Origin of the sequence: Endozoicomonas sp., assembly GCF_031844845.1 — a bacterium.
Lineage (GTDB): Bacteria > Pseudomonadota > Gammaproteobacteria > Pseudomonadales > Endozoicomonadaceae > Endozoicomonas.
Genome location: NZ_JAVRMB020000087.1, coordinates 1 through 24,104 on the forward strand (window position 1 = coordinate 1; position 24,104 = coordinate 24,104).

At 46.9% G+C, this 24,104-nt stretch carries 25 protein-coding genes and 1 rRNA gene; 20 read left to right on the forward strand and 6 right to left on the reverse strand.

What is annotated here, in order from left to right; translation table 11 throughout:
- A 5S ribosomal RNA gene (rrf, locus tag RM811_RS03940) occupies positions 1-104 on the forward strand; the annotation flags it as partial.
- Between the two features lie 228 nt (positions 105-332).
- Here the strand turns inward: rrf and RM811_RS03945 are convergent.
- Entirely contained in the window at positions 333-1,433 is a 1,101-nt protein-coding gene (locus tag RM811_RS03945) for an ankyrin repeat domain-containing protein (protein WP_402520965.1), read from the reverse strand.
- A 696-nt stretch (positions 1,434-2,129) separates the two neighbouring features.
- On the opposite strand from RM811_RS03945, the gene RM811_RS03950 reads away from it, so the two are divergent.
- The 3 genes from RM811_RS03950 to RM811_RS03960 all read left to right on the forward strand — a co-directional run bounded on the left by RM811_RS03950 (position 2,130) and on the right by RM811_RS03960 (position 5,030).
- Entirely contained in the window at positions 2,130-3,515 is a 1,386-nt protein-coding gene (locus tag RM811_RS03950; protein ID WP_402520967.1) for a TrkH family potassium uptake protein, read from the forward strand.
- 105 nt (positions 3,516-3,620) lie between these two features.
- Entirely contained in the window at positions 3,621-4,259 is a 639-nt protein-coding gene (locus tag RM811_RS03955; protein WP_402520969.1) for a YjfI family protein, read from the forward strand.
- An 81-nt stretch (positions 4,260-4,340) separates the two neighbouring features.
- Complete coding sequence (locus RM811_RS03960; protein ID WP_402520971.1) at positions 4,341-5,030, forward strand: PspA/IM30 family protein; 690 nt, start codon at positions 4,341-4,343, stop codon at positions 5,028-5,030.
- Between the two features lie 112 nt (positions 5,031-5,142).
- Here RM811_RS03960 and RM811_RS03965 read toward each other — a convergent pair whose 3' ends face one another.
- Entirely contained in the window at positions 5,143-5,787 is a 645-nt protein-coding gene (locus RM811_RS03965) for a LysE family translocator (RefSeq protein ID WP_402520973.1), read from the reverse strand.
- A 101-nt stretch (positions 5,788-5,888) separates the two neighbouring features.
- Here RM811_RS03965 and RM811_RS03970 point away from each other — a divergent pair, with 101 nt between their 5' ends.
- The 4 genes from RM811_RS03970 (at position 5,889) to RM811_RS03985 (ending at position 8,733) form a co-directional block, all read left to right on the forward strand.
- A complete protein-coding gene (locus tag RM811_RS03970) occupies positions 5,889-6,539 on the forward strand; it encodes a DUF2491 family protein (protein WP_402520975.1) in 651 nt (216 codons plus the stop codon).
- Between the two features lie 70 nt (positions 6,540-6,609).
- The gene (locus tag RM811_RS03975) at positions 6,610-7,020 is read left to right on the forward strand and encodes a DUF350 domain-containing protein (protein ID WP_402520977.1); all 411 of its coding nucleotides are present in this window, start codon (positions 6,610-6,612) and stop codon (positions 7,018-7,020) included.
- Between the two features lie 19 nt (positions 7,021-7,039).
- Positions 7,040-7,561 (forward strand): DUF1190 domain-containing protein, encoded by a 522-nt coding sequence (locus tag RM811_RS03980; RefSeq protein WP_402520979.1) that lies wholly within the window; start codon positions 7,040-7,042, stop codon positions 7,559-7,561.
- The gene (locus RM811_RS03985; protein ID WP_402520980.1) at positions 7,561-8,733 is read left to right on the forward strand and encodes a glutathionylspermidine synthase family protein; all 1,173 of its coding nucleotides are present in this window, start codon (positions 7,561-7,563) and stop codon (positions 8,731-8,733) included. The genes RM811_RS03980 and RM811_RS03985 overlap by 1 nt, the downstream gene beginning before the upstream one ends.
- Positions 8,734-8,808: 75 nt before the next feature.
- Here the strand turns inward: RM811_RS03985 and RM811_RS03990 are convergent, their stop codons facing one another.
- The gene (locus tag RM811_RS03990; RefSeq protein ID WP_402520982.1) at positions 8,809-9,408 is read right to left on the reverse strand and encodes an outer membrane beta-barrel protein; all 600 of its coding nucleotides are present in this window, start codon (positions 9,406-9,408) and stop codon (positions 8,809-8,811) included.
- Between the two features lie 597 nt (positions 9,409-10,005).
- Entirely contained in the window at positions 10,006-10,158 is a 153-nt protein-coding gene (locus RM811_RS03995; RefSeq protein ID WP_402520984.1) for a hypothetical protein, read from the reverse strand.
- A gap of 266 nt (positions 10,159-10,424) precedes the next feature.
- Between RM811_RS03995 and RM811_RS04000 the strand changes: the two genes are divergently transcribed.
- The 10 genes from RM811_RS04000 to RM811_RS04045 all read left to right on the forward strand — a co-directional run bounded on the left by RM811_RS04000 (position 10,425) and on the right by RM811_RS04045 (position 19,336).
- Positions 10,425-11,324: a LysR substrate-binding domain-containing protein gene (locus RM811_RS04000; protein WP_402520986.1), complete on the forward strand. Its 900-nt coding sequence runs from the start codon at positions 10,425-10,427 to the stop codon at positions 11,322-11,324.
- A 370-nt stretch (positions 11,325-11,694) separates the two neighbouring features.
- Complete coding sequence (locus tag RM811_RS04005; protein ID WP_402520988.1) at positions 11,695-12,144, forward strand: F0F1 ATP synthase subunit I; 450 nt, start codon at positions 11,695-11,697, stop codon at positions 12,142-12,144.
- A 151-nt stretch (positions 12,145-12,295) separates the two neighbouring features.
- Positions 12,296-13,177: a F0F1 ATP synthase subunit A gene (gene atpB / locus RM811_RS04010; protein WP_402520990.1), complete on the forward strand. Its 882-nt coding sequence runs from the start codon at positions 12,296-12,298 to the stop codon at positions 13,175-13,177.
- Between the two features lie 138 nt (positions 13,178-13,315).
- Positions 13,316-13,567 (forward strand): F0F1 ATP synthase subunit C, encoded by a 252-nt coding sequence (gene atpE, locus RM811_RS04015; RefSeq protein ID WP_020581950.1) that lies wholly within the window; start codon positions 13,316-13,318, stop codon positions 13,565-13,567.
- Positions 13,568-13,719: 152 nt separating this feature from the next.
- On the forward strand, positions 13,720-14,190 hold the full coding sequence (locus RM811_RS04020) for a F0F1 ATP synthase subunit B (RefSeq protein ID WP_402520993.1): 471 nt from the start codon (positions 13,720-13,722) through the stop codon (positions 14,188-14,190).
- Between the two features lie 14 nt (positions 14,191-14,204).
- Positions 14,205-14,738, forward strand: a complete 534-nt coding sequence (locus RM811_RS04025) for a F0F1 ATP synthase subunit delta (RefSeq protein WP_402520995.1) — start codon at positions 14,205-14,207, stop codon at positions 14,736-14,738.
- Between the two features lie 47 nt (positions 14,739-14,785).
- Complete coding sequence (gene atpA / locus RM811_RS04030; protein ID WP_402520997.1) at positions 14,786-16,330, forward strand: F0F1 ATP synthase subunit alpha; 1,545 nt, start codon at positions 14,786-14,788, stop codon at positions 16,328-16,330.
- Between the two features lie 106 nt (positions 16,331-16,436).
- Positions 16,437-17,300, forward strand: a complete 864-nt coding sequence (gene atpG / locus RM811_RS04035) for a F0F1 ATP synthase subunit gamma (RefSeq protein ID WP_402520999.1) — start codon at positions 16,437-16,439, stop codon at positions 17,298-17,300.
- Between the two features lie 111 nt (positions 17,301-17,411).
- On the forward strand, positions 17,412-18,788 hold the full coding sequence (atpD, locus tag RM811_RS04040; protein WP_402521001.1) for a F0F1 ATP synthase subunit beta: 1,377 nt from the start codon (positions 17,412-17,414) through the stop codon (positions 18,786-18,788).
- Positions 18,789-18,910: 122 nt separating this feature from the next.
- Positions 18,911-19,336, forward strand: a complete 426-nt coding sequence (locus RM811_RS04045) for a F0F1 ATP synthase subunit epsilon (RefSeq protein WP_402521003.1) — start codon at positions 18,911-18,913, stop codon at positions 19,334-19,336.
- Positions 19,337-19,452: 116 nt separating this feature from the next.
- Here RM811_RS04045 and RM811_RS04050 read toward each other — a convergent pair whose 3' ends face one another.
- Positions 19,453-19,779, reverse strand: coding sequence for a DUF3144 domain-containing protein (locus tag RM811_RS04050; protein WP_402521005.1), 327 nt, complete (start codon positions 19,777-19,779; stop codon positions 19,453-19,455).
- Positions 19,780-20,255: 476 nt separating this feature from the next.
- Positions 20,256-21,425, reverse strand: a complete 1,170-nt coding sequence (locus tag RM811_RS04055; protein WP_402521007.1) for a hypothetical protein — start codon at positions 21,423-21,425, stop codon at positions 20,256-20,258.
- Between the two features lie 132 nt (positions 21,426-21,557).
- On the opposite strand from RM811_RS04055, the gene RM811_RS04060 reads away from it, so the two are divergent.
- Together RM811_RS04060 and RM811_RS04065 are read left to right on the forward strand one after the other, a co-directional pair.
- On the forward strand, positions 21,558-22,796 hold the full coding sequence (locus RM811_RS04060; RefSeq protein ID WP_402521008.1) for an NAD(P)/FAD-dependent oxidoreductase: 1,239 nt from the start codon (positions 21,558-21,560) through the stop codon (positions 22,794-22,796).
- Between the two features lie 511 nt (positions 22,797-23,307).
- On the forward strand, positions 23,308-24,104 hold a 797-nt coding region (locus RM811_RS04065; protein ID WP_402521010.1), incomplete at its 3' end, for a hypothetical protein.

A 24,104-nucleotide genomic window follows, 5' to 3' on the forward strand; every position in this document is an offset into this window, starting at 1 on the left:
AGAGCGTTAGCCCCACCTGATCCCATCCCGAACTCAGTAGTGAAATGACGTATCGCCGATGGTAGTGTGGGGTTTCCCCATGTGAGAGTAGGTCATCGCCAGGCACCAATTTAAAAGTCCCGATAGAGCAATCTATCGGGATTTTTTTTTGCTTCCAGAAAATAATAACCGCACCTCACCACACTACATTTCAAAAAAATAAACGGGAACGATAGTTCGGATGATCAGTATGTAATGCTTTAACCCTTTGGACAGCGCAAGATGTGCTCATTGGGGGCTGAACAGTTACAAAATAGTTTCCTAAAAGCGATACGAGAGAGGAAGTTATTGGCTCAATCACAACCCCCACAATCGCCACCACCGCTACCACCGCCACCACAATCACCACCCCCGCCACCGCCACCACCATAACCACCATAACCACCATCACCACCTCCATAACTTGTGGCATGGTCAATACAGATAGCAAGACCAAGAGTAGTAGCTAACGCATAGTCACCGTTTTTAGAGCGGTAATGTATATTTTGTCGCAACGTTAACGGTCTTGATGCCTTTTTCCCACCGTTGTCCCGGAGTATCTTAGCGCCTTCACCCCAGTTCTTGGATGTTGCAACATCCAAGGCTGTTGCGCCACCGCATGCGTTATTAATGCTCTTTCGAATATTTTCGCAACTCAACAGCTGATTGAGTACTTCCACGCTTTTTTTGTTGCACGCCGCTATCAGCATCAAACTACTATTTCGATTCAGATAGTCTGATTTGTAATGCTTTAAGATTAAACCAACAAGCACTCCTGCATTGGGAGCTTTGATTGCATCAAAAATTGCAAACTGTGAAATTGAACATCCGATTTTGATCAAATACTCGAACAGTTTGACATTCCCAGATTTGATCGCCATTGTGCAGGCATTTATGTCAGAATTATTCCTAAGCTTGTAATCTGCGCCAAGATCTAACAATTGTATTGCTATGTCTGTATTCTTGTTCATTACTGTATGCATTAAGGCTGTATTTCCAGCAGCATCCTTGTGGTCGATATCTACACCGGCATTAATGAGTGCTCGGTGAGTGACATAGAGCCCTATGGCGCAGGCTTTGGTGTGAAGGTACTGCCCCCCTTTTTGTTGTGAAAACCACTTGGCTATCTCCTCATCGCTTGCTCTTTCTCTGTTATTAGTGGGTACCTTAACAGGGAGAATCGTTGTCAATAAAGGGAGTGTAAAAGTTTTTTTAATTGCTTTTTTCGCAAGAACAGATTTTTCTATAGCTGACAGTTTTCGTTCAGGCTCTATAAATGTATTCAATACTACGCTCTTGATTCTTGCTTTGCGCGTCCAGCAGCCATAGGTAGTGGGCTGGGTAACCTCAGCCAAGCCATTGACAGGTTGTTTAGCTGTAAGTCGAGATGGATCTAGTCCTGAAGTTAGTGTCATTTTCATTCCTGACGTTATAAAACGTCGTTAAGTTTAAAAAGTCAGATCAGACAAGTGTCTGATTATCCAAGCCTGCATAAGGGTAGCTTTGGTATTTTCATCGTTTAGAAGTCATGGATATGTAAAAAGAACTTCCGGGTATTTGTCATGCTGACATTTCTATTGACCGTACATTTGACCGTACATTCATGGAATAGTTTCAACTCCCCGTCATCTGATTGTTCAATAGTGACTATTTGAATTTTTGGTGCTCGGAAATATGCGAATAATTGTATAGGCATTTAATTATTCCGTAACTATTCAGCACCTCTCAAAAGCTCATTTCGTGCTGTCTAATTAGTCTGAACCACTATATGTCGATTAGCTGGACTTTAGTTCGCACTTGTTCTTTCTGAAATACAGAAGAATAAAAGAGATACTGATACTCCATTAATCAATATGTAGTTCTTTGTCTGCTTGGATAGGACAGGATGCAGGTGCTGAACCGTTACATTACTCCTTACTCTTAAGTATAAGTACCGGCAGACTATGTAATGCATAGTGATAATAATCTTCCTCCCCCATAACTGAAAAGTACCAGGACACGGCTTTCGATCAATGCTGTTTAAAATGGACTGATCAAGCTTTTTTAAAACCATGCACTATAAACCTGTTTTGTACGTTATTGGGCTGCTGTTAATTATGCTGGCAGTGCTCATGTGTATACCGCTTGTTACCAACATAATTTTCGATACACCGGCCCACCGGATGGCCTTTACACTGCCACCAATGATAACTTTTGGTGCCGGTACGTTGCTCTGGTGGTGCTGTAAATCTGAAAGCTTTGCATTACGCCCCAGGGAGATTTTTTTACTCACTAACCTTAGCTGGATTATTGTATGTGCGTTTGGTGCACTGCCTTTTCTCTTTGAAACCGAAATCAGTTTTACCGATGCATTTTTTGAAACCATGTCGGGAATCACCACCACCGGTTCAACGGTTCTGGTTGGCCTTGACAATATGAACCCCGGGATACTGATGTGGCGGTCTGTGCTTCAGTGGCTCGGAGGCATTGGTTTTATTGTGATGGCCGTTGCTATCCTTCCTTTTTTAAAAGTCGGTGGTATGCGATTGTTCCAGAGCGAATCCTCTGACTGGTCGGAAAAAGTAATGCCTCGCTCCGGTGTCATTGCCAAACGAATTGTTCAGGTCTATCTGGGCTTGAGTGTTTTGTGTGCATTGGCTTACTACTATGGTGGTATGACTGCATTTGAAGCCATCAATCACTCCATGACGACATTGTCTACCGGAGGATTTTCTACCTCTGATTCATCAATGGGGTTTTTCAGTAATCCGGTCATTCATTGGACTGGTACCCTGTTTATGCTTTTAGGCAGCTTGCCGTTTGTATTAATGGTCCGTTTTTTTTCTGGCAATGCAGACCCTTTACTCAAAGATGCACAAATTCGAGGTTTTATGAAGTTGATAGTCGTCGTATGGAGCAGTATGACGCTTTGGCTGGTTATGAACTCAGACTATGGTGTCTTTGATGCATTGACACTGGTGGCTTTTAATACGACATCTGTCATAAGTACGACGGGTTTCGCCCTGACGGATTACTTATTGTGGGGTGGTTTTGCAGCAACGGTCTATTTCTTTCTCACTTTCATTGGTGGCTGTTCCGGCTCCACCAGTGGTGGCGTGAAGATCTTTCGTTTTCAGCTGGGGCTAATGCTGCTGAATGTTCAGTTAAAGTTACTGAGTCATCCCAGGGCATGCTTCAGTATGCAATACAATGGTCAGCCAATCAGTTCCGATATTATCCGTTCTTTTGTTGGGTTTACGTTCTTCTTTCTAATGTTAACGGGGGTGATGACGCTGCTTCTCAGTCTGATGGGTCTTGATTTCATTACCAGTCTGACAGGGGCTGCTACCGCTATTGCCAATGTCGGTCCGGGGCTTGGTGATATTATTGGCCCCGCAGGAAATTTTTCAACACTGCCTGATATGGCTAAGTGGGTTCTTTCTGCAGGCATGTTGGTGGGACGTCTTGAGGTTATTACGGTTCTGGTGATGTTTACTTCCGCTTATTGGCGTCGCTGACAATTCCTTACATTGTGTACTATTGAAAATAATTTTAGAGTCGTTATATTACATGTAACAAATGTTACATGTAATGCATTTGCGAATGGTTAAGAGATTACTTTTATGGCGTCCCGGAAAAACGCAGCACACTATCAGCGGCAATTCCGCTCCAGAATGAGAGAGCAGGGGTTGGTCAAAAAAGAGATCTGGATTCTTCCAGAGCATGCTGATCGGCTACGTGATATTGAGCGCCAGTTACGGCAAACACTCTCTAATGAGCACTCTTATAAACAACCAGGAACTATCATCATGACTCAACCCGAAAGTGTATGGACCATTAAAAACCTGTATCAGGCTTTGGCCATTGATCCACTATTTACCAATGGTGATGCCATCATAAATCTGGTGGATGGCACTGAGCCCTGTCTGGAAATCACCATGACAGAATTTGGTGACCTGCCTATTTATCTGACCGTTGCGGGTGAGCAGATTGTAGCGGATGTGGTTTTGTGGCCTCTATCCATGGTTAAAGACACACAAACATTAAACGATGAAGTGTTGAGAACCCATAAATTATTCCCCTTATCAACAATCAGCCTTGATCGTTTCCCGGACGGTTCTGAGTATTACACCATTTTTGGTGCTCTGAGCTCTGCATCTTCTCTGCAGAATATCGTTCAGGAGGTCGAAACACTGGCCGCGAATGCGATCAAAGCCACTGAAGCCTATGGAAGTCATCTGACGTCAGAATCTGTGGCTTGAGCCTCTACGTCATCAATATCGATTAGACAGCCTTGAGCCTAAACAAGCCGCTCCGGGCGATAAAAAGACAGGAAAAAGAATATGAGCATCTGGAACAAAGTGATGACAGCCCTCAAAGGGGCGACCAATGAAGTGGGTGAAGCCATTGCGGACAGTAATGCGCTTCGTATACTGGATCAGGAAATTCGTGAAGCCAGCGATCAACTCCAGCAGTCAAAGACACAGCTGGCTGGCATTATGGCAAAGCAAAAGCTCTCTTCCCAAAAATGTGCAGAATTAAAAGAAAAAGTCGCAGAGTATGAAGGCTATGCGATGAAGGCCCTGGACCAGGGAGACGAGACACTGGCTACTGAGATTGCCAGTCGAATCGCAGAATATGAAGCGCAACTTAACTCTGAACAGGAGATGGAAAAGAGCTTTTCGGGTAGCATTGTCAGTTTGAAGAAAGCGATCGTTGATGCAGAGTCAAGCCTTCGTCGCCTGAAACAGCAGGTTGATACGGTTAAGGCGACAGAGTCTGTACAAAAAGCTCAGGCAGCCTGTGCAGCAAAACACAGTGGCGTTAACTCAAGAATGGCCACAGCGACTGAATCTCTGGAGCGAATCAAGCAGCGCCAGGCTGAAAGGTCTGCTCAGATGGAAGCTGCCAGCGAACTCTCTGGGGATACAGCCGAGTCCGACCTGCAATCCAAACTCAAGGCTGCCGGTATTGCCCAGGGGGACTCTGATACCTCCAGCGTACTGGAGCGACTGAAGGCCCGTCAGAAATAAGTCGGTATATCGTTTCAATGAGACTGATGGGTACAATCTCCGTTCAGGACGAACGGAGTTTGGAGGTCAATATGGAAGGAACCCATCAAATACATTAAAACCATGCACCAGTTTACGATGGCGGTGTGGTGAAAACGGTTCCGATTGCCAGCAGAATAAATGCTGATCCCGCCACCCATTTTCCCCACTGCAGCCGTTTCCTGCAGTGGTGTAACTGCTTGCCTATGTTACCAGCAACAAGCCCGACTGCCGCGTCAATGGGCAATGCGACGGCGACAAACATCAGGCCCAGCATCAAAATATCTATCTTGGCCGACAGACTGCCGGGGTCAATGAACTGAGGGAAGAACGCCAGAAAAAAAAGAATAACTTTTGGGTTCAGTACATCGGTAATAACACCTTGGTAGAAAATTTTTTTTAACGCTGCTTTAGACGTGCATTGTCCATTATTGGACGTGTCTTTGTCTGGATCACATCGGGTTAGCAATGTCCGCACACCCAGATAACATAGATAGGCGGCTCCGGCATATTTAATGACGGTAAATGCCACCGTTGATGATGCTATCAGGGCAGAGAGACCCAGAGATGCGATAATGGTATGGATCAGCACACCGGTATGAACACCCAGTGCTGAAATAAGTCCGGCGATGGCACCCTGAGAGAGACCTCGGGTGGTGATATAAAGTAAGTCTGGCCCAGGTGCCAAGGCAAGAATCAGGGTCGCTATAAGAAATAACGCCAGTGATGACTCAGACATAAGATGTTCTCTTTTTAGAGCCCCTTAATTGCCATCAGTCAGGGATTAAAGAGTATAGTTCCGATTTCTCTATCAAGCGTTTTAAATGGTGGTTTGTTTTTATGGTCTTTGATTGGTTTAAAAGTAAGAAAGAAGACAATGTTTCTTTACCATCTCCGCTAAATTTGCGACCAGGCAGTGCCGTTGAGTTGGACTTATTGCCTTGGCGAATGATACGTGAACAGCTGGGGTTCTCCTTGCCAGAAGGGATTCAGACCATTGAGGCTGCAGGATTTGTGGATCTTGGAGCTGGCGCATCGCTCAGCCGGTTTTATACATCGGACGATGGGTTTCTTCAGATCTCTACAAGTGGAGGTTATGAAACTGAAAATATTGATGACATAAAATTCTTTGTTTTTACTCAAACCCATAACATTGCCAGCCAGAGTGGTGTCAGCCTTTGGGTTAGTGATAATGGACTTATTGGCGACAAGAATTTTCAGTTGGATGAAGCGCTTTATCAACGGGTCTGGGATGACGTTGTTCCGGGAAGAATCGAACCGGTGAGCTTTACCGAGACAGTTCATAGTCGCGATAAATCGGTTGCTCCCTACGATGTTGATCATCTGGTAATGCTCTACCAGCGACCAATAGCAGAGAGTGAAAGGGTTGAATATCTTCTGGCTTCCCTTGAATTCAGTAGTGATGAGGAAGCGACAGCTGTCGTTAGCCTGGGCTTTGATCTTGATCTTTCTTCCATGAGTATCATCTGAGGCAATGAATCTATTGTCTGGCAGGGGTATCCTTGTCTGCGAATTTTAATAATGTTCAGGAAGCAACAGTATGACAGCCATCACAGATTACCTGGCCGGGGTTCCCCTCTTTCTGGCCTATTTTTCCCTGGCACTGACTTTAACGGGTATTTATGTCCTGGTTTATACCCGGTGTACTCCCCATGATGAGATGGCACTCATCAAGGCGAATGTGCCCGCAGCATCCATTGCTTTTGCCGGTAGCCTGATTGGTTTTGTCCTGCCGCTGGCCAGTGTTATTGAGAACTCTATTAACCTGGTTGATATGGCTCTCTGGGGGGCTGTTGCCCTGATTGTACAACTGGCGACGTTTTTTTGTTTGCAGCTGTTTTTACCAAAAATTTCAGAGCGTATTGCTGATAATGAACTTGCTTCTGGTATCTGGCTTGGAGGTGTCTCTATTGCCGCAGGGTTGTTGAACGCTGCCTGTTTGACCTATTAATACTGGAGTGAAGGGAATAATGAAGCGTTCGAAGAAATTACAGCTTGCCATTATAGGTACCGCTCCTTTTGTTATTAGCGGTTGTGGGGACTCATCCAGAGAGGCTCTGGTCTATAAAGACGTCGCCAGTTGTATTGATGATGGTGTGATTTCAGAATCTGTTTGCCGGTTTGAATATAACAAGGCCTGGCAAAACCATTTGATGATGGCGCCTAAATACAGTCAGGGATCAGACTGTCAGCAGGATTTTGGGGCAACCTGTCAGCAGTTGGCATCGGGGGAGTATATTCCCACCATGGAAGGCTTCATGCTGGCTGCGCAGCCAGGTTCCGGGAGAAGCTCCTTTACCGTTATTCCTCTTTATCTGGGCAGTGGTGGTTTTTTCCGAACCGGTGGCTACGACAAGGTCGGCAGCAGCTACAAACAGGGAAAGGTGATGGTTGATAAAAAAGCAACCGCCAAGCCATCTCTGAAAAGCACCACTATGAAGCGCGGTGGCTTTGGTAGTCGTTCTGCTGCCCGGGGCAGTTGGGGGGGATAATGCATCGTATTTCATCTTCTCCCAGAAAAGACTGGAAAAAGCAGGCTGAGTCTCTTGGGTTCCGGTTTCATACCATCGGTGGCGAAGCCTATTGGGATGAGTCTGCTTATTATCAGTTCACTATGAAGCAGATTGAAAAAGACATAGAAGAGCCAACCGCAGAGATTCACCAAATGTGCCTGCACCTGGTGGATAAAGCGATTAACTCAGAGCAGATGATGGAGCAACTGCGAATTCCTGAGTATGTTTGGGATTATGTTCGAGAGTCATGGTTGAGAAGAGATTCCCATCTTTATGGACGAATGGATTTTTCCTATGATGGCCAGTCTGCTGCAAAATTTTATGAATATAATGCCGACACGCCCACCTCTCTCTATGAATCTGCATTTTTCCAGTGGCTCTGGCTGGAACAGATGATTGATGAAAAAAGGCTACCCACCGATACCGATCAGTTCAATATTATTCAGGAGATGTTGATTGAAGCACTGGTGCTATTGAGGAAGCAGAAAATGGGGAGTGAGCCTCTCTATTTTTCGTCCAGCAAGGACTCTGAAGAGGACTATGGCACGGTTGAATATTTTCGGGATTGTGCCGTTCAGGCTGGGTTAAACACCCGGTTTATCTATACAGAGGATATCGGTTTAAGTCCCGATGGGCATTTTACCGATCTGGATGATATGACGATTTCCGGGATGTTCAAGCTCTATCCCTGGGAGTTCATGTTTGAGGAAGCGTTTGGCAATTACCTTCCTGGAAATGAAACGCTGTTTATCGAACCTCCCTGGAAGGCCATTCTTTCAAATAAGGGGATTCTTCCATTACTCTGGCGGGAGTTTAAGGGGCATCCCAATCTGTTGCCCAGCTACTTCGAAGATGAAAAGCCGGGAGATGATTTAGGCAATCGCTACGTTAAAAAGCCTGTTTTTTCCAGAGAAGGTGCAAATATTTCGGTAATGGAAAATGGGAGAACTCTGGTTTCTGTTGATGGGCCTTATGTAGACAGTGGTTATATTTTACAGAAGTACGACCCACTGCCAGAATTTGCTGGCAACTATGCATTGGTTGGCAGTTGGGTTGTAGCTGATCGCCCGGCAGGGATAGGTATTCGAGAAGATAACTCGATTATCACCAAAGACAGTTCCAGGTTTATCCCGCACATTATTAGAGACTAAACGACCTCGTCCCCACGCAGAGCGTGGGAAAGAGGTTTTCGAAGGTTTTTTCGAGGGCTTAGATTAAATGGTGATTTAGAAATGAATGGATGCAGCTACATAAACCTGACGAGAGTCGTTTACTTTTAGCTTGCCACTATTGTCTTTAGCGTCAATATCCGTACTGTTGCCCAGGTATTTTAAACCGGCTTCCAGATCAATATTTTCAATCTGGTAGATAACCCCGCCCTGGACGCCGTATGCAAAACCCCACTTGTTATCGTAATTGTCAGCCTTGTTCTCGGTTGCGCCAAGGGTCAGGCCAACAAATGGTTGAATCTCCCATTCCGGCATAAAGAGATAATCAGCGGAGACCAACAGGTTAAGTTGTTTAATCCCTTTTGCTTCGCCAGAAACTTTTTTTACATCATCCGGCTGAGCCTGGCTGACTGTAAAATAAGCTCTTGCTTCATCGTTCCAAAAACTGCCAACACGCAGACCATAAAAGGACGTTTTATCGTCTTTATCTTCAAAGCCGGTTCCACCCTCTTTTTTTACTTTAGTATGGGCAAAGCCACCTTCCAGACCTACAAAAATATCATCATTTGTCCAGTCATCTTCCCACCCCTGTGCCGCTGAAACAGTAGAAAAGGCAGTAATGGCAAGTGCTGTAAATAGCGAAGTTATCTTTTTCATGGGGACTCCAACGTATTCCATATCCAAGTGCGTACAAAGAACGGTCGATTGCTTTTTCTATGTTCTGTAGATCAAGCTCAAAAAAAGGAAACATTGCTAAAAATAGACCAGTTTCTGAGCAAATGAGATAGAAAAGCCGGTTGGCTAGAACTCAGAAGAGCTATTGAGAATAGCGTTTTATTATCAACCAGAATATTTATATAGATCACGTATCGATGTTTCGCCATTTTCATTTAATGCACCAAGGTTCAATGTCATCCGCAGATGGTTACTGATTGAGCGGCAATACGCTTGGATTTGCTCCAGAAAAAATTAAAATTAATTGCTGATTTTGGAAGTGCTTCTTTGAATAAGATTTTGAGTGATGATTTGAATGTGAGGGATTATTAACAGCATCGTATAGTAATAATATTTATTACACTGGCGGATTAATATTTTTCTAATGGTTGTTTTTGGAATTAATGGATTTAAAAAATCAGATCTGTTTATTTTTGTTTGGTATTCTTTGTGTCTGTTGTTTTTTTGTTACGCAGGCAATAAAAAAAAACCGCTCAAATAAGCGGCTAATTTAAATAACACGATTAATCAGGGATAAAGTTATTTGATATGCTTATCAGCTTCTTTGAAGAAAAGTGTCATATCATCCCACGGTGAGGCCTTCTTCAAAGCACGTCTGCTGTTGAGAATAGCTTCAAACTGGGGGGTGTGTTTTTTTAACTCAACCCAACTGGTAATGCCATTACTTTTCATGATGTAACTCGAATAAATCTGAATAAATTCAGTGAGGGGAATCATTGAAAGCTCAGTATATAGCGCTAATATTTTTAGAAAAATCAATAATACTTTGATTACCTATCAAGTATGCTTATGCCCTGATATTTTAAGTTAGATGATATTCTTGTCCTGTCTTCAAGCGTTGGTTTCAGGAGGTAGTGGGTATCACGTAAACGTTGGCCATTGATTGTGGTATTTGTACTTGATTGGTGGCTCTTTTGATGGAATAGGTTGTACATCAAATGCATATTACGCTTCGTCAGTTGGAAATATTTCGAGCGGTTGCTCAATATGGGCGAGTTACCGGGGCGGCTGAAAGCCTGCATATTTCCCAGCCAGCGGCCAGTATGGCATTATCTGAACTGGAGAAACATCTGGGGTCTCTTTTTGATCGAAATCAGGGCGCTGGACTCAAAATGAATGATTCTGGTCGTGCGCTTCTGTCCAAGGCCTGTGAGCTGATTGATCGAGCGAAAGAGCTGGAAACGCAATTTTCTGTCAATGGTTCTGGTTCTTATGAGTGCGGCTCTCTGATCCTCAATGCCAGTTCGACGATCGGTAATAACCTGTTGCCAAAGATGCTCTCCCAGTTTCAGAAAAGTAATCCGGGTATAAGAATTGATCTTGAGATTGATAATACCCGAATTATTGAACAACGCCTGCTGGACTTCAAAATAGACCTTGCGGTGGTCGAGGGCGTCTGCCTGCATCCGGACATTGAGGTGTCCACATGGCTTGAAGATGAGCTGGTGGTTATCTGTAGCCCGGATCATCCATTGGCCAATAAAGGAAATATTCCACTTCCTTCTCTGTCAGATGAGTTATGGGTTTTAAGGGAGCCGGGTTCGGGTACGCGAGAGTTGTTTGATGAAATGATCGCTCCCCAGCTGGAGTCTCCCAAGGTTGCCATGACGTTGAATCGCTCCGAGGCAGTTAAGCAAGCGGTTGTTGACGGTGTCGGTATCGCCTGTATTTCCAGCCTTGCGGCGAAATCAACTCTGGATACCGGGCATATAGCAACTATTGGGGTTACGGGGCTTAATCTGAAGCGTCACTTTTATCTGTTAACCCATAAGAGAAAATACAGAAGTACAGTTTTTAATCAATTGTGCCATTTTATTACTGACTGGCAGCCCTTTTAAAAAAGGAAAAGGCAAAAAGGTTGATTTTTATACAATGGTCATTTGATTATTTAACCGACTTGATGGGTCATCAGAACTTTGGACACTTTCTCCCACTCCTTATACAATAAGTGCTGACTGGCTGCTCTATCAAGTATGGTGTTTTATGACTTTGGGAAATATCAGTAGACCAGTATGGTTTCTGTTGAATATAGGTACAATTACCAATTATACTGCACCCCGCTGGATTGTCAGGAATCATAAACAAACAACAGATGCTGACAGATTTTCACAAAAAGTTACCCAGCGTGCATAAATTAATCTTTTGCTAACGAAAAAACGAGCTGTAGATAACGTAAGTATGTTAAAAGCAAAAGTCTGGAAGCAGCAAATGGCAATGCAAAGTGATGACTGGTCTGGGTTTGCCAACCGCAAATCCGGTCGTGCTGATTATCGTCGATATCTGTGGCTTCAACAGCCACCGGTGCATCGTGTTGTTGTTGCCCAGTTGGCTGTCTCTGCAGTGCTGGCTCTGGTACTGCTCCCCCAGGGAATCACTTTTGCACTGTCCGCATTGCTGGGAGGGCTTTGTTGCTCGCTGCCCAATGCGTACTTTGTCTGGAGGGCATTCCGTTATCGTGGAGCGCGCTCCGCGAAACTAATTGTCAGCTCATTCTATCGTGGAGAAGCGGGCAAACTGGTATTGACTACCGCCGGCTTTATTCTGGTTTTTACCCTGGTTAAACCGCTGGAGCCATTGGCTTTGTTTGGATCTTTTATCGCGGTTCAGGCGGTGAGTTGGTTTGCGCCCTTGCTGGTGGCTCATCGGAAGCCAGGGTAGAGAATTTTGTATAAAAACGGGTCGCTCGCGACGTTTTTTGCTGAAAAGTGTTTAAGTGGAAAGGCTGTTTAATGTTCGATTTTAGAACGAAAATTGAGCACTTAAGTAGCTTTGATATTGAAAATGTAATGAATGGTTTACAGGATTAGCCATGGCAAATACTGCTACTGAATACATACAGCACCACCTGCAGAATTTGACCTATGGTCAACTACCCGCAGGTTTCGAGCGAATTGATGCCTATGGTAAGCCCCTGGGCATGCTCACTGAACCCACGTGGACCTTCGCTGTTACACCGGTCGAAGCCAAGGAGATGGGGTTTTGGGCCATTCATGTAGACAGCATGCTCTGGTCTGTATTTCTCGGGTTTGTATTTGTTCTTTTGTTCCGTTTTGTCGCGAAGAATGCCACTTCCGGCGTTCCGGGCAAGCTGCAAAACCTGATTGAAATCATCGTAGAGTTTGTGGACAACACGGTTCGTGAGTCTTTCCATGGTAAAAATCCGATGATAGCCCCTCTGGCACTGACGATTTTTGTCTGGATATTCTTCATGAACCTGATGGACCTGATTCCGGTGGACTGGATTCCCGGCCTGGCAACACTGGCTGGTATTCCGTACATGAAGGTGGTGCCATCCACTGATCCGAACATCACCCTGTCGATGTCCATTACTGTATTCCTGCTGATGATTTTCTTCTGGATTAAGGTCAAAGGTGTGTCTGGGATGTTCTCAGACCTGGCTATGCACCCATTCTCCAGTAAAAATCCAGTGGCCAAGGTTATACTGATGCCCATAAACCTGCTGCTGGAAACAGTATCCCTGTTGGCCAAGCCCGTTTCCCTGGGACTTCGACTGTTCGGCAATATGTATGCCGGTGAACTGATATTTATCCTGATTGCCATGATTGGCTGGGGACAGTTGCCACTGCACTTTGCCTGGGCTGTACTCCATATCCTGGTTATTACCCTTCAGGCATACATCTTCATGGTACTGACGATCGTTTATCTGAGCAGTGTCCATGAAGAACACTGAGTGAATGAAAGGTAATGGGGCAACCGACTCTGCTTTTTAAACAGATAAGCTGCCTGATTGTACGGTTACACTCTAAATAACTTAACGTTAACGAACCACAAATCTCACAACACACGACCTGTAAAGTCGGGAGGATATATGGAACTGGTAGTTGGTCTGACAGTCATCAGTGTCGCGATCATGCTGGGTGTAGCTGCACTGGCGACGGGTATTGGCTTTGCGCTGCTGGGCGGCAAGTTTCTGGAAGGGGTTGCCCGTCAGCCGGAAACGGCACCTATGCTGCAAACCAAAATGTTTATCGTTGCGGGTCTGCTTGATGCGATTCCAATGATTGCCGTTGGTATTGCTTTGTTCTTCACCTTTGCTAACCCTTTCGTTGGCCTGCTCTAAGCAAAGACGTTAATGCCTGACAAGTGCCAGGTAGGTGCCGAGTGCTTTGATGAGAAGCGAAAACTGCGGGCTTACATTAGCCCGCAGTCGTAAAGGCATTGAAGGCCAGGCTCTGAAAAGAGCCAGCGACATTAACTGAAAGAGGTGTTGGCGTGAATCTAAATGCAACTCTAATCGGCCAATCCGTCGCGTTTATGTTCTTTGTGTGGTTCTGCATGAAATATGTATGGCCACCACTGACCAAAGCGCTGGGTGACCGACAGCAAAGAATAGCCGATGGTCTGGCTGCTGCTGACAAAGCAGAAAACGACCTGGCTCAGGCTAATAATAAAGTCGCTGAATTGCTGAAAGAAGCCAGGGCAGAAGCTCAGGGCATCATTGAGCTGGCTAACAAGCGTGGCAGCCAGATTGTTGATGACGCCAAAGAACAGGCCCGTGCTGAAGGTGATCGCCTGAAGGTCGCGGCGCTTGCAGAAATTGAGCAGGAAGTTAATCGGGCTCGTGAAACACTGCGTTCTCAGGTTGCCAGTCTGGCGGTTGCTGGTGCAGAGCGTATTCTGGGTGAACACCTGGATGAAGCGGCGAACAGCAAGCTGGTTGATGATCTGGCGGCTGAACTTTAAGAGGGCGCAAGACCATGGAATTAACCACATGTGCCCGCCCTTACGCCAAAGCGGCATTTGAATATGCCCGTGATTCATCACGTTTGAGCGAATGGTCTGACATGCTGTCTCTCTGTGCCAGTGTGACAGCGTACCAGAAAGTGGTCGACATGCTGGGCAACCCACAGTTGAGTGGGGCACAGCAGGCGGATGCTATTATTGGGCTTTGTCAGGGTGACCTGGACAAGCCGGTTGAGAATTATCTTCGGGTGTTGTCAGAACATCGTCGTCTGAAACTGTTGCCTGAAATTGTTGTTCTATATGCCCAGCTGAAAGCGGAACAAGAGCGTTCCCAGCAGGTGCAGGTGACTTCAGCGTATCCATTAAGTCAGGAACAGCAGGACAGGCTGGCAGAAAAAATGGCGGTTCGTTTGGAACGTTCTGTTCATCTGGTAACAGAAATCGACAGTAGCATTTTAGGTGGCGTTATCGTCAAAGCGGGGGATCTGGTCATTGATGGCAGTCTCCGCGCCCGGCTGAGCAAGCTGGCTGATGCGATGATTTCCTGACTATGTTTACGGTGTTCTTTTTTCGATCAAGAGCGGGCAGATAAGCGATGCAACAACTGAATCCTTCAGAGATCAGTGACATCATCAAGAGTCGAATTGAAAAACTTGATGTGTCCAGTGAGGCCCGAAATGAGGGCACGATTGTCAGCGTAACTGACGGTATTGTACGTATTCATGGTCTGGCGGATGCCATGTATGGGGAGATGATCAAGTTCCCCGGCAATGTTTACGGCATGGCACTGAACCTGGAGCGTGACTCCGTCGGTACAGTGGTACTGGGTGACTGTGGCGATCTGGCTGAAGGTCAGACTGTCCAGTGCACCGGTCGAATTCTTGAAGTTCCGGTGGGCATTGAACTGCTGGGGCGTGTTGTGGATGCCCTGGGTAATCCCATCGATGGCAAAGGCCCTCTGGAAACCACTCAGACCTCTCCCCTGGAAAAAGTAGCCCCTGGCGTCATTGCCCGTCAGTCTGTTGATGAGCCGGTTCAGACTGGATACAAAGCTATTGACTCCATGGTGCCGATTGGACGTGGTCAGCGTGAGTTGATCATCGGAGACCGTCAGACCGGTAAGACGGCTCTGGCCATTGATGCCATCATCAACCAGAAAGGCACTGGCGTTAAGTGTGTTTACGTTGCTATTGGTCAGAAGCAATCGACCATTGCCAACGTGGTTCGCAAACTGGAAGAACACGGTGCCATGGATCACACCATTGTGGTGGCTGCCGGCGCGGCTGATCCAGCAGCGATGCAGTTTCTGGCACCGTTTGCCGGTTGCACCATGGGCGAATACTTCCGTGACCGCGGTGAAGATGCCCTGATCGTATACGATGACCTGACCAAGCAGGCCTGGGCTTATCGTCAAATCTCCCTGCTGCTTCGTCGTCCGCCAGGCCGTGAGGCTTACCCCGGTGATGTTTTCTATCTGCACTCTCGTCTGCTGGAACGTGCGGCACGAGTTAATGCTGATTACGTTGAGAAGTTCACCAACGGTGAAGTAAAAGGTAAGACCGGTTCTCTGACGGCGCTGCCCATCATTGAGACTCAGGCGGGTGATGTATCAGCATTCGTACCGACCAACGTAATTTCTATTACCGATGGTCAGATCTTCCTGGAAACAGACTTGTTCAATGCGGGTATCCGTCCTGCGATGAACGCGGGTGTCTCGGTATCCCGCGTAGGTGGTGCTGCCCAGACCAAGATCATTAAAAAGCTCGGTGGTGGTATTCGTCTGGCCCTTGCCCAGTACCGTGAACTGCAGGCGTTTGCCCAGTTTGCTTCTGATCTTGACGAAGCAACCCGTAAACAGCTGGAGCATGGTCAGCGCGTTACTGAACTGATGAAGCAGAAGCAATATTCCCCCATGTCGGTAGCGGAAATGGGTCTGGTGATCTACGCCGCCGAGAAAGGATTCCTTGTGGATATTGCCCTGAACAAGGTGGGTGCCTTTGAAGCGGCTCTGATCAGCTATGCCAGCTCCGAGCACAGTGCGCTGATGGCAACCATCAATGAATCCGGTGACTACAACGGCGAGATTGAATCTGGCCTTAAGGAAGTCATTGAGAAGTTCAAGGCCACCCAGACCTGGTGATCAGTTGTCAGTGGGCAGTTGTCAGTGGACAGTGAAAAGCCTGTCCGGAACTAACTGCCTGCTGTCCAACAACTGGCAACTGATAACTGACAACGGGTAACTGAATATGGCTGGCGCAAAAGAGATACGGACGCAAATATCGTCCATTAAAAGTACACAGAAAATTACCAGCGCCATGGAAATGGTGGCGGCGAGTAAAATGCGCAAGGCTCAGGAGCGGATGCAGACCAGCCGCCCCTACGCTCAACGTATTCGTCAGGTGGTAGGTCATATCGCCAACGCCAACGCTGAGTATCAGCACAGCTTTATGATTGAGCGTGACGTTAAGCGTGTTGGCTTCATCATTGTTTCCACTGACCGGGGCCTCTGTGGTGGTTTGAACATTAACCTGTTCAAGAAAACCGTAGAGAACATGAAAGCCTGGAGTGATAAGGACGTTGGAATAGACCTCTGTCTGATTGGCGGTAAGGCGGTTTCCTTTTTCCGTAGCATGGGTGCTGAAAACACCGTTGCGGCCCTGACTCATATTGGTGACTCACCCAATATTGCTGACCTGATCGGTGGTGTCAAGGTGATGCTGGACAGCTATGAGGAAGGCCGAATCGATCGGTTGTACGTGGTGAATAACCGGTTTGTGAACACCATGACTCAGATGCCGGAAGTGCAACAGTTATTGCCACTGGTACCCGATGATGATGCCTCTCTGAAGAGACCATGGGACTACCTGTATGAACCCGATGCCAAACTGTTGCTGGATGGCCTGCTGGTACGTTATATCGAGTCTCAGGTTTTCCAGGCGGTGGTTGAAAATAATGCCTGTGAACAGGCGGCTCGAATGGTAGCCATGAAGAGTGCTACAGATAACGCCGGGGATCTGATCGACGATCTGCAACAGGTGTATAACAAGGCTCGTCAGGCAGCGATCACACAGGAACTGTCTGAAATTGTCAGCGGCGCAGCGGCCGTTTAGAGCGCCGCAGCCAGTAGAGCGCTGCAGCCATTAGAGCGCCGCAGCCATTAGAGAGTGCGGCGGTATAAAAGATTGCTGCAGATTGCTAAAGATTAAGGGTGAGGAAAGACTATGAGTAGCGGTCGTATCGTACAAATTATCGGCGCCGTCATCGACGTCGAATTTCCCAGGGACAGCGTTCCCAAAGTGTATGACGCATTAAACGTCGATAGTAAAGGGCTGGTGCTGGAAGTTCAGCAGCAATTGGGCGATGGTGTCGTTCGTACCATTGCCATGGGCTCTACTGAAGGTATCTCCCGTGGATTGGATGTCGTTAATACCGGCGCGCCTATCCAGGTGCCAGTGGGTACAAAAACCCTTGGCCGTATCATGGACGTTCTGGGTAACCCGATTGATGAGAAAGGGCCCATAGGTGAAGAGGAGCGTGCCTCCATTCACCGTAAGGCCCCTGGTTATGCGGATCAGTCGTCCAGTAATGAACTGCTGGAAACCGGTATTAAGGTCATCGACCTGGTTTGCCCATTTGCCAAAGGTGGTAAGGTTGGCCTGTTCGGTGGTGCCGGTGTTGGTAAAACCGTCAACATGATGGAGCTGATCCGTAACATCGCCATCGAGCACTCTGGTTACTCGGTATTTGCCGGTGTGGGTGAGCGTACCCGTGAAGGTAATGACTTCTACCACGAGATGACCGATTCCAACGTAATCGACAAAGTATCTCTGGTTTACGGCCAGATGAACGAGCCACCGGGAAACCGTCTGCGAGTCGCTCTGACGGGTTTGACCATGGCGGAAAAGTTCCGTGATGAAGGCCGCGATGTACTGCTGTTTATCGACAACATTTATCGTTACACCCTGGCAGGAACTGAAGTATCAGCACTTCTGGGTCGTATGCCATCGGCGGTAGGTTATCAGCCAACGCTGGCGGAAGAGATGGGCGTTCTGCAGGAACGTATTACCTCGACCAAGGCGGGCTCCATTACCTCAATCCAGGCGGTATACGTACCTGCGGATGACTTGACGGATCCTTCTCCGGCAACCACCTTCTCGCACCTGGATGCCACCGTAGTACTGAGTCGTGATATCGCTTCCAAGGGTATCTACCCGGCGATTGATCCACTGGACTCCACTTCCCGTCAGCTGGATCCTCTGGTGATTGGTCAGGAGCACTATGACGTGGCTCGTGGCGTTCAGACAGTACTGCAGCGCTATAAAGAGCTGAAAGACATCATTGCCATTCTGGGTATGGATGAACTGTCTGAAGAAGATAAGCAGAGCGTATCCCGTGCCCGTAAGATTGAGCGATTCCTGTCTCAGCCATTCTTCGTAGCAGAAGTCTTTACGGGTTCTCCCGGTAAGTATGTTTCGTTGAAAGAAACGATCCGTGCATTCAAAGGGATCCTGGAAGGCGAGTATGACTCCATGCCAGAACAGGCCTTCTATATGGTTGGCACCATTGACGAAGCGGTTGAAAAAGCCAAGTCTATGTAAGTAAGGCCGCTGCCCGCCACCCGCCGCCCGCTCCCCGAAAAAGCCAGAGCCGCTTGTGCTTTTGCGGGCAGCGGGAAGCGGGCAGCGGGAAGCGGGCAACGTTCCTAAGGAGGTAGCCCATCATGGCTTTAACCGTAGATTGCGACATCGTTAGTGCTGAGCAGGAGATCTTCAAAGGTCAGGTAGAGATGCTGATCGCTACCGGCTCTCTGGGCGATCTGGGTATTACTCCCGGTCACACGCCGCTGCTGACAGAGCTGAGACCCGGCCCGATCCGTCTGGTCACCGAAGGTGGCGAAGAAGAAGTCTTCTACGTTTCCGGTGGTTTCCTGGAAGTGCAGCCAAACCAGATCAAGATCCTGGCGGATACGGCGCTGAGAGCTGATGATATGAATGAGGCTGCGGCTGAAGAAGCCAAGCGTCAGGCAGAAAAAGCCCTTGAAAACCAGAATGGTGAATTTGACTACTCAAGAGCTGCAACCCAGCTGGCCGAAGCCGCTGCCCAGCTCAGAACACTTCAGGCTATTCGCAAGAAGATGGGCAAGTAAGTCAGAACCACTATTCATAAAAAGCGGTTTTTATAAATGCAGCAAAAAAACAGAACCCTGCCTTGGCAGGGTTCTTCGTTATGGCCAAGAGACTCCAGGTAAGAAACCGGAAGTAATTATTGCAACGTTTCATCCGTTTGATCCTTACTCTTAAGGGCTGCAATCTGCTGTTGCATGTTTTCAATCAGCATGGTCTTGAACTGGGAGGCCATCCAGTTCTCCAGCTCATCCCGATCTTTAAGTAGATCCTGACTGCCCACAGCCGATTCGTGAGAGCTGTATCGGGCAGCGGCATAGCGGAATGCCGTACCAATTTTCCAGAACTCCTTCTTGTCTTTCTGGCTCATATTATTGGCCAGGGCTATAAATTTATTGGCAAGATCAAAAATATCTTTTTGATTCTGTTTGTCTTCTTCTTCTTCTGGCGTTGTTTTAGTTACCATAGGATTCCATTATTTTCGATATAAAAAGATAAGTCTGCTGAGTTAGACAACAAAGATTAAGATAGTTCATTTCTAGCAGGAAAAACCATGGCAGAGATAGATATATAAAATAGGCTGTCATACACATCAGCTATCAGTCAGTTGAAAAAAATTGCAACGAACGCAATAAGTCTTGCTAGACTTGGCCTGTGCAGGTCTTTTGGTCGCAATAACACAGTCGTTTTCCTGTTTTCAGGTGATATATTGTGTTTGGGGCTTGCATAAAGGCAGCTGGAGCCTTGGATCATAACAATGAATGTTGCGCTCGTTGCGGTTTTAATCAAGAGGTGCTTTCTCCAACCCAGCTGGCCGAGGCTGCTACCCAGCTCAGAACGCTTCAGGCTATTCGTAAGAAACCGGGTAAATAACCCCTTTATCTGCCCTGACTAACAACCCTGCAATTGCAGGGTTTTTTATGCTGTTTATCCTGTTGATCGTTATGGGTGGTTTGTCCTTAGAATCAGAAGCTGAAGGTTCAGCTCCCAAAACAGACAATTTTGAATAACACCGGACTCCGGAATTGCTCGAATGTCGTAACCGGGCAGACTGAGTACAGCATCACCAAACGTCCACCGCTGATCAATAACCACTCTGTTATCATTTAAAGCAATCCTGTTGCTTTCCATTCCACCTTGAAGCCAGATACTTGGAGCACCTGCCTGGTTAATGAAGAAGATAGGAATATGAGGGTAAGTGTAATAACCAAGATGAGTGTAAATGTTGGGCTGGCTTAAAATATTGTTTACACTTTCAGCGGTCAGATTTTCATCAAGATAATGGAAGAGATCTGGATTTCCGACAGAATTAAATTGATTCTGGATGAGATGTGAATCAGCTTTAAACCAAAGTACTCCGTTCTGATCAAGTGCCTGCTGATGCATGGCACGGGCCTTTTTCATTAAAGACGACTGAGTAAAGATAATATGATCCAGAGTATTGCTCAGCTGATTCAGGTACAGCTTGCAATAGGTACCGGAAGGTAAGGGTTCTACGTCAAATGTATCTTTGTTGTGGAACAGGCCATCATTTTGATAGAGAGCCGCTCGTTCAGCGCCTCCCTGTTGAAAAGTACTGGCATTGATAACCGGCATATACCCGCGGGAGACACAGGCATTAAGCCACTCGGCAATAAAGCACCAGGCAATAGTGATGTTGACGGTTGTATCTACTGGACAGAAGCGATCATCAAATAGACCGCAGGGTACTTTTTCCAGGGCGTTATCAAGAAACAGAGAAGGATTGATCGATTGGTAAACAGTACTGTTTTTTGAGGCAATAAGAATCAGGCTGGCTCCAGAGTCCAGAATTTTTCTACAGGTCTTAACTTGCAGATCAACATCAAGCCCATGATCTGCAGCAATCACAAGGTCTTCTTCAGAGAGATTGAAGGGGGGCTTCAGTACTTTGATCCCGGCCAATCCGCCAGAGCGGTTGGTGAGCTCACTGGCAAATCCGGTTGAGGCCAGATCAATAACCCACAACCTTTTCAAAGCACCGTCAATATACCGGTCTGCCAGAGTCGAAGCTTGCTTAACCAGAGGGCTATTCGGTTCAGAAAGCTTGAGATGTTGACTAACGTGTTGCTGGATTTCTCGCAGGTAATTCATGGCAGGCCCGACAGATGGGTGTTGTTATTAGAGATTCTTATCATCTTAGCTGACTTGACTCTTGAGTACTCCCTGCCAGTTTCGTTATATTGCCCCGAAAATCACCTTCATACTTTCTGTGGACGCCAGGCTATGCCTTTGAATCAATCATTATTGCCAACCATGCAATACGATGCCGTTATTATCGGGGCAGGGGCTTCCGGGTTGCTGTGTGCGCTGACTGCTGGTGATCGAGGGCGTAAGGTGCTGGTGATCGACCATGCCAACAAAATTGGTAAAAAGATACTTATCTCCGGTGGTGGTCGCTGCAATTACACCAATATGTATGCAGAGCCTGCCAACTACCTTTCCGGAAACCCTCACTTCTGTAAATCGGCGCTGTCCCGCTATACCCAGTGGGACTTTCAGGCATTGGTGGACAAACACCATATTCCCTGGCATGAGAAAACACTTGGACAGCTTTTCTGTAATCACCAGTCCAGTGACATCGTGGAAATGCTGGTGGCTGAATGCCAAAAGTCTGGAGTTGCTATCCGGTTGAAGGCTTCGCTGAAACATGTAAAGCGTGTGGCATCAGAAGGGGCTGAAGCGTTTTTGCTGGACACTACACTGGGCAAGATTCACTGCACTTCGCTGGTGGTGGCGACGGGCGGATTATCATTTCCAACCATGGGAGCATCGGGGCTTGGCTATGAACTGGCGGAACAGTTCGGGCATCACCTGATAGAAAGGCTGCCTGGCCTGGTTCCATTCACTATGGATAAACAATGGCTGGCACACTTTATTGAGTTATCCGGCGTCAGTGCTGATGTTATCGTCAGCTGCAACGGGCAAAGCTTCCGTGAAAATATACTCTTTACCCACAGAGGATTGAGTGGGCCAGCCGTACTCCAGATCTCTTCTTACTGGAGGCCAGGCAATAAAGTCTCCATAAACTGGCTGCCGGGTATTTCCATTGAAGACTGGCTGAATGATCTCAGAGAGTCGAAGCCAAAAGCCGAATTTCGATCAGTCTTGTCAGACCAGCTAACCCGTCGTCTGGCTACTGCACTTTGTACTTATGGTGAGCTGCAGAAAATAACAGACAATGGTAGTAAACCCGTTAATCAGTTTTCACCAAATGAGCTGCAACAACTGGCAGAAAATCTGGAGGCCTGGGAGTTTATGCCTGCAGGCACCGAAGGCTACAAAAAAGCAGAAGTCACACTGGGTGGTGTAGCTACCGATAATATTTCTTCCAAAACCTTTGAGAGCCAGAATCAGTCAGGACTCTACTTTATCGGTGAAGTTCTGGACGTTACCGGACATCTTGGAGGGTTTAATTTCCAGTGGGCCTGGGCATCGGGTTACTGTGCGGGTTTGTATGTTTGAACGAGACTGCGCCTTAGTCTCGTTCAAGGATCATCTGGAAACCTACAAAAAACGCCCTATATTGGCTGTTCAGCTTCGGCAGACATAAGGCCTTTGAGGGCCTGGTTTACCTGCATCGGTACAATGAGGATACACTCTTGATTAAAACCGCAACGAGCGCAACATTCGTTGTTATGATCCAAGGCTCAAGCTGCCTTTATACAAGTCCCAAACACAATACATCGCCTGAAAACAGGAAAATGACTGCGCTATCGCGACCAAAAGACCAGTACAGGCCAAGTCTAGCAGGGCTTGTTGCGTTCGTTGCTTTTTATTTCAACTGTCGACTATAAAAACCACTGCCGGTAAGGCCGTTTACCGGCAGTACGCTCACCGCATAATCATGCAGTTCAAAAAAAATGCAACGAACGCAACATTTTGGATTATATTTACCCGAATACTTTGACCCTCATGGATTTTTCTGGATGGGTGTACTTATTCAACCGTCCCGAAAGAGATTGAATAATAAGTTATGCAAAAATCAGCTCTGCCAGACAAAAATCCAGCATCGCCACACAACAATGACGCTTGCTCAAACGGCTCCCGGAGGTCGTGTTTATCACTGACATTGCCATTGCTGTCCACGCTCAATGAAAAAGACATAAAACCATTCTGGAGTCCGCAGTGCTCGGAAATTCAGCACTGTTTATGGCTACCACGAAAGACCAGTCAGGATTCGAACTTATCCGGTGGTTCCCCGAACTATCGGGTGGACAGAACGAAATCCTGGATGGTTCGGTTAACCCCTCTGAAGCCTTCGACTCCGCAGAGCTTATCAGTTTCATTACCTCAGTCGGCAATAACCTCTACGGAAAAAAACCGGCTGAAAGGCGCAAAAATAATAGCGTCAAAAAAAATTAGATTTTACCCGGAGAACAAAGCCGCCTACAAAGAAGCCTTAGTCTTATTCCGCAGATCCTACAATCTGGCGGTAGAGCGTTTTCTAAACGACAGCTACCTTGATGAGAACGGCAAATTTATCAATATGCGCCCCGCTATAAAAGCTCAGGTTTACCAGGAGCAAAAGGACAAGGGGCACGCCTACAACTCAATAATTTCAGACAATGGAACACTGGCCGCAGCCACTACATTCAGAGCGGTCTGTGCCAAAAATAAAAAGTTGAAAAGCAAAAAGGGAGAGAAAGAAAGTTTCTCCGACATCCATTTCAAAAGCCGAAAAGGCAGCAGGCACTCATTTTCAATCGATCGCCTGCCGTCAGGGCTGAATCCCTGCCTGGCATCATTAGGGCGAATTCATCTGACAGAAGA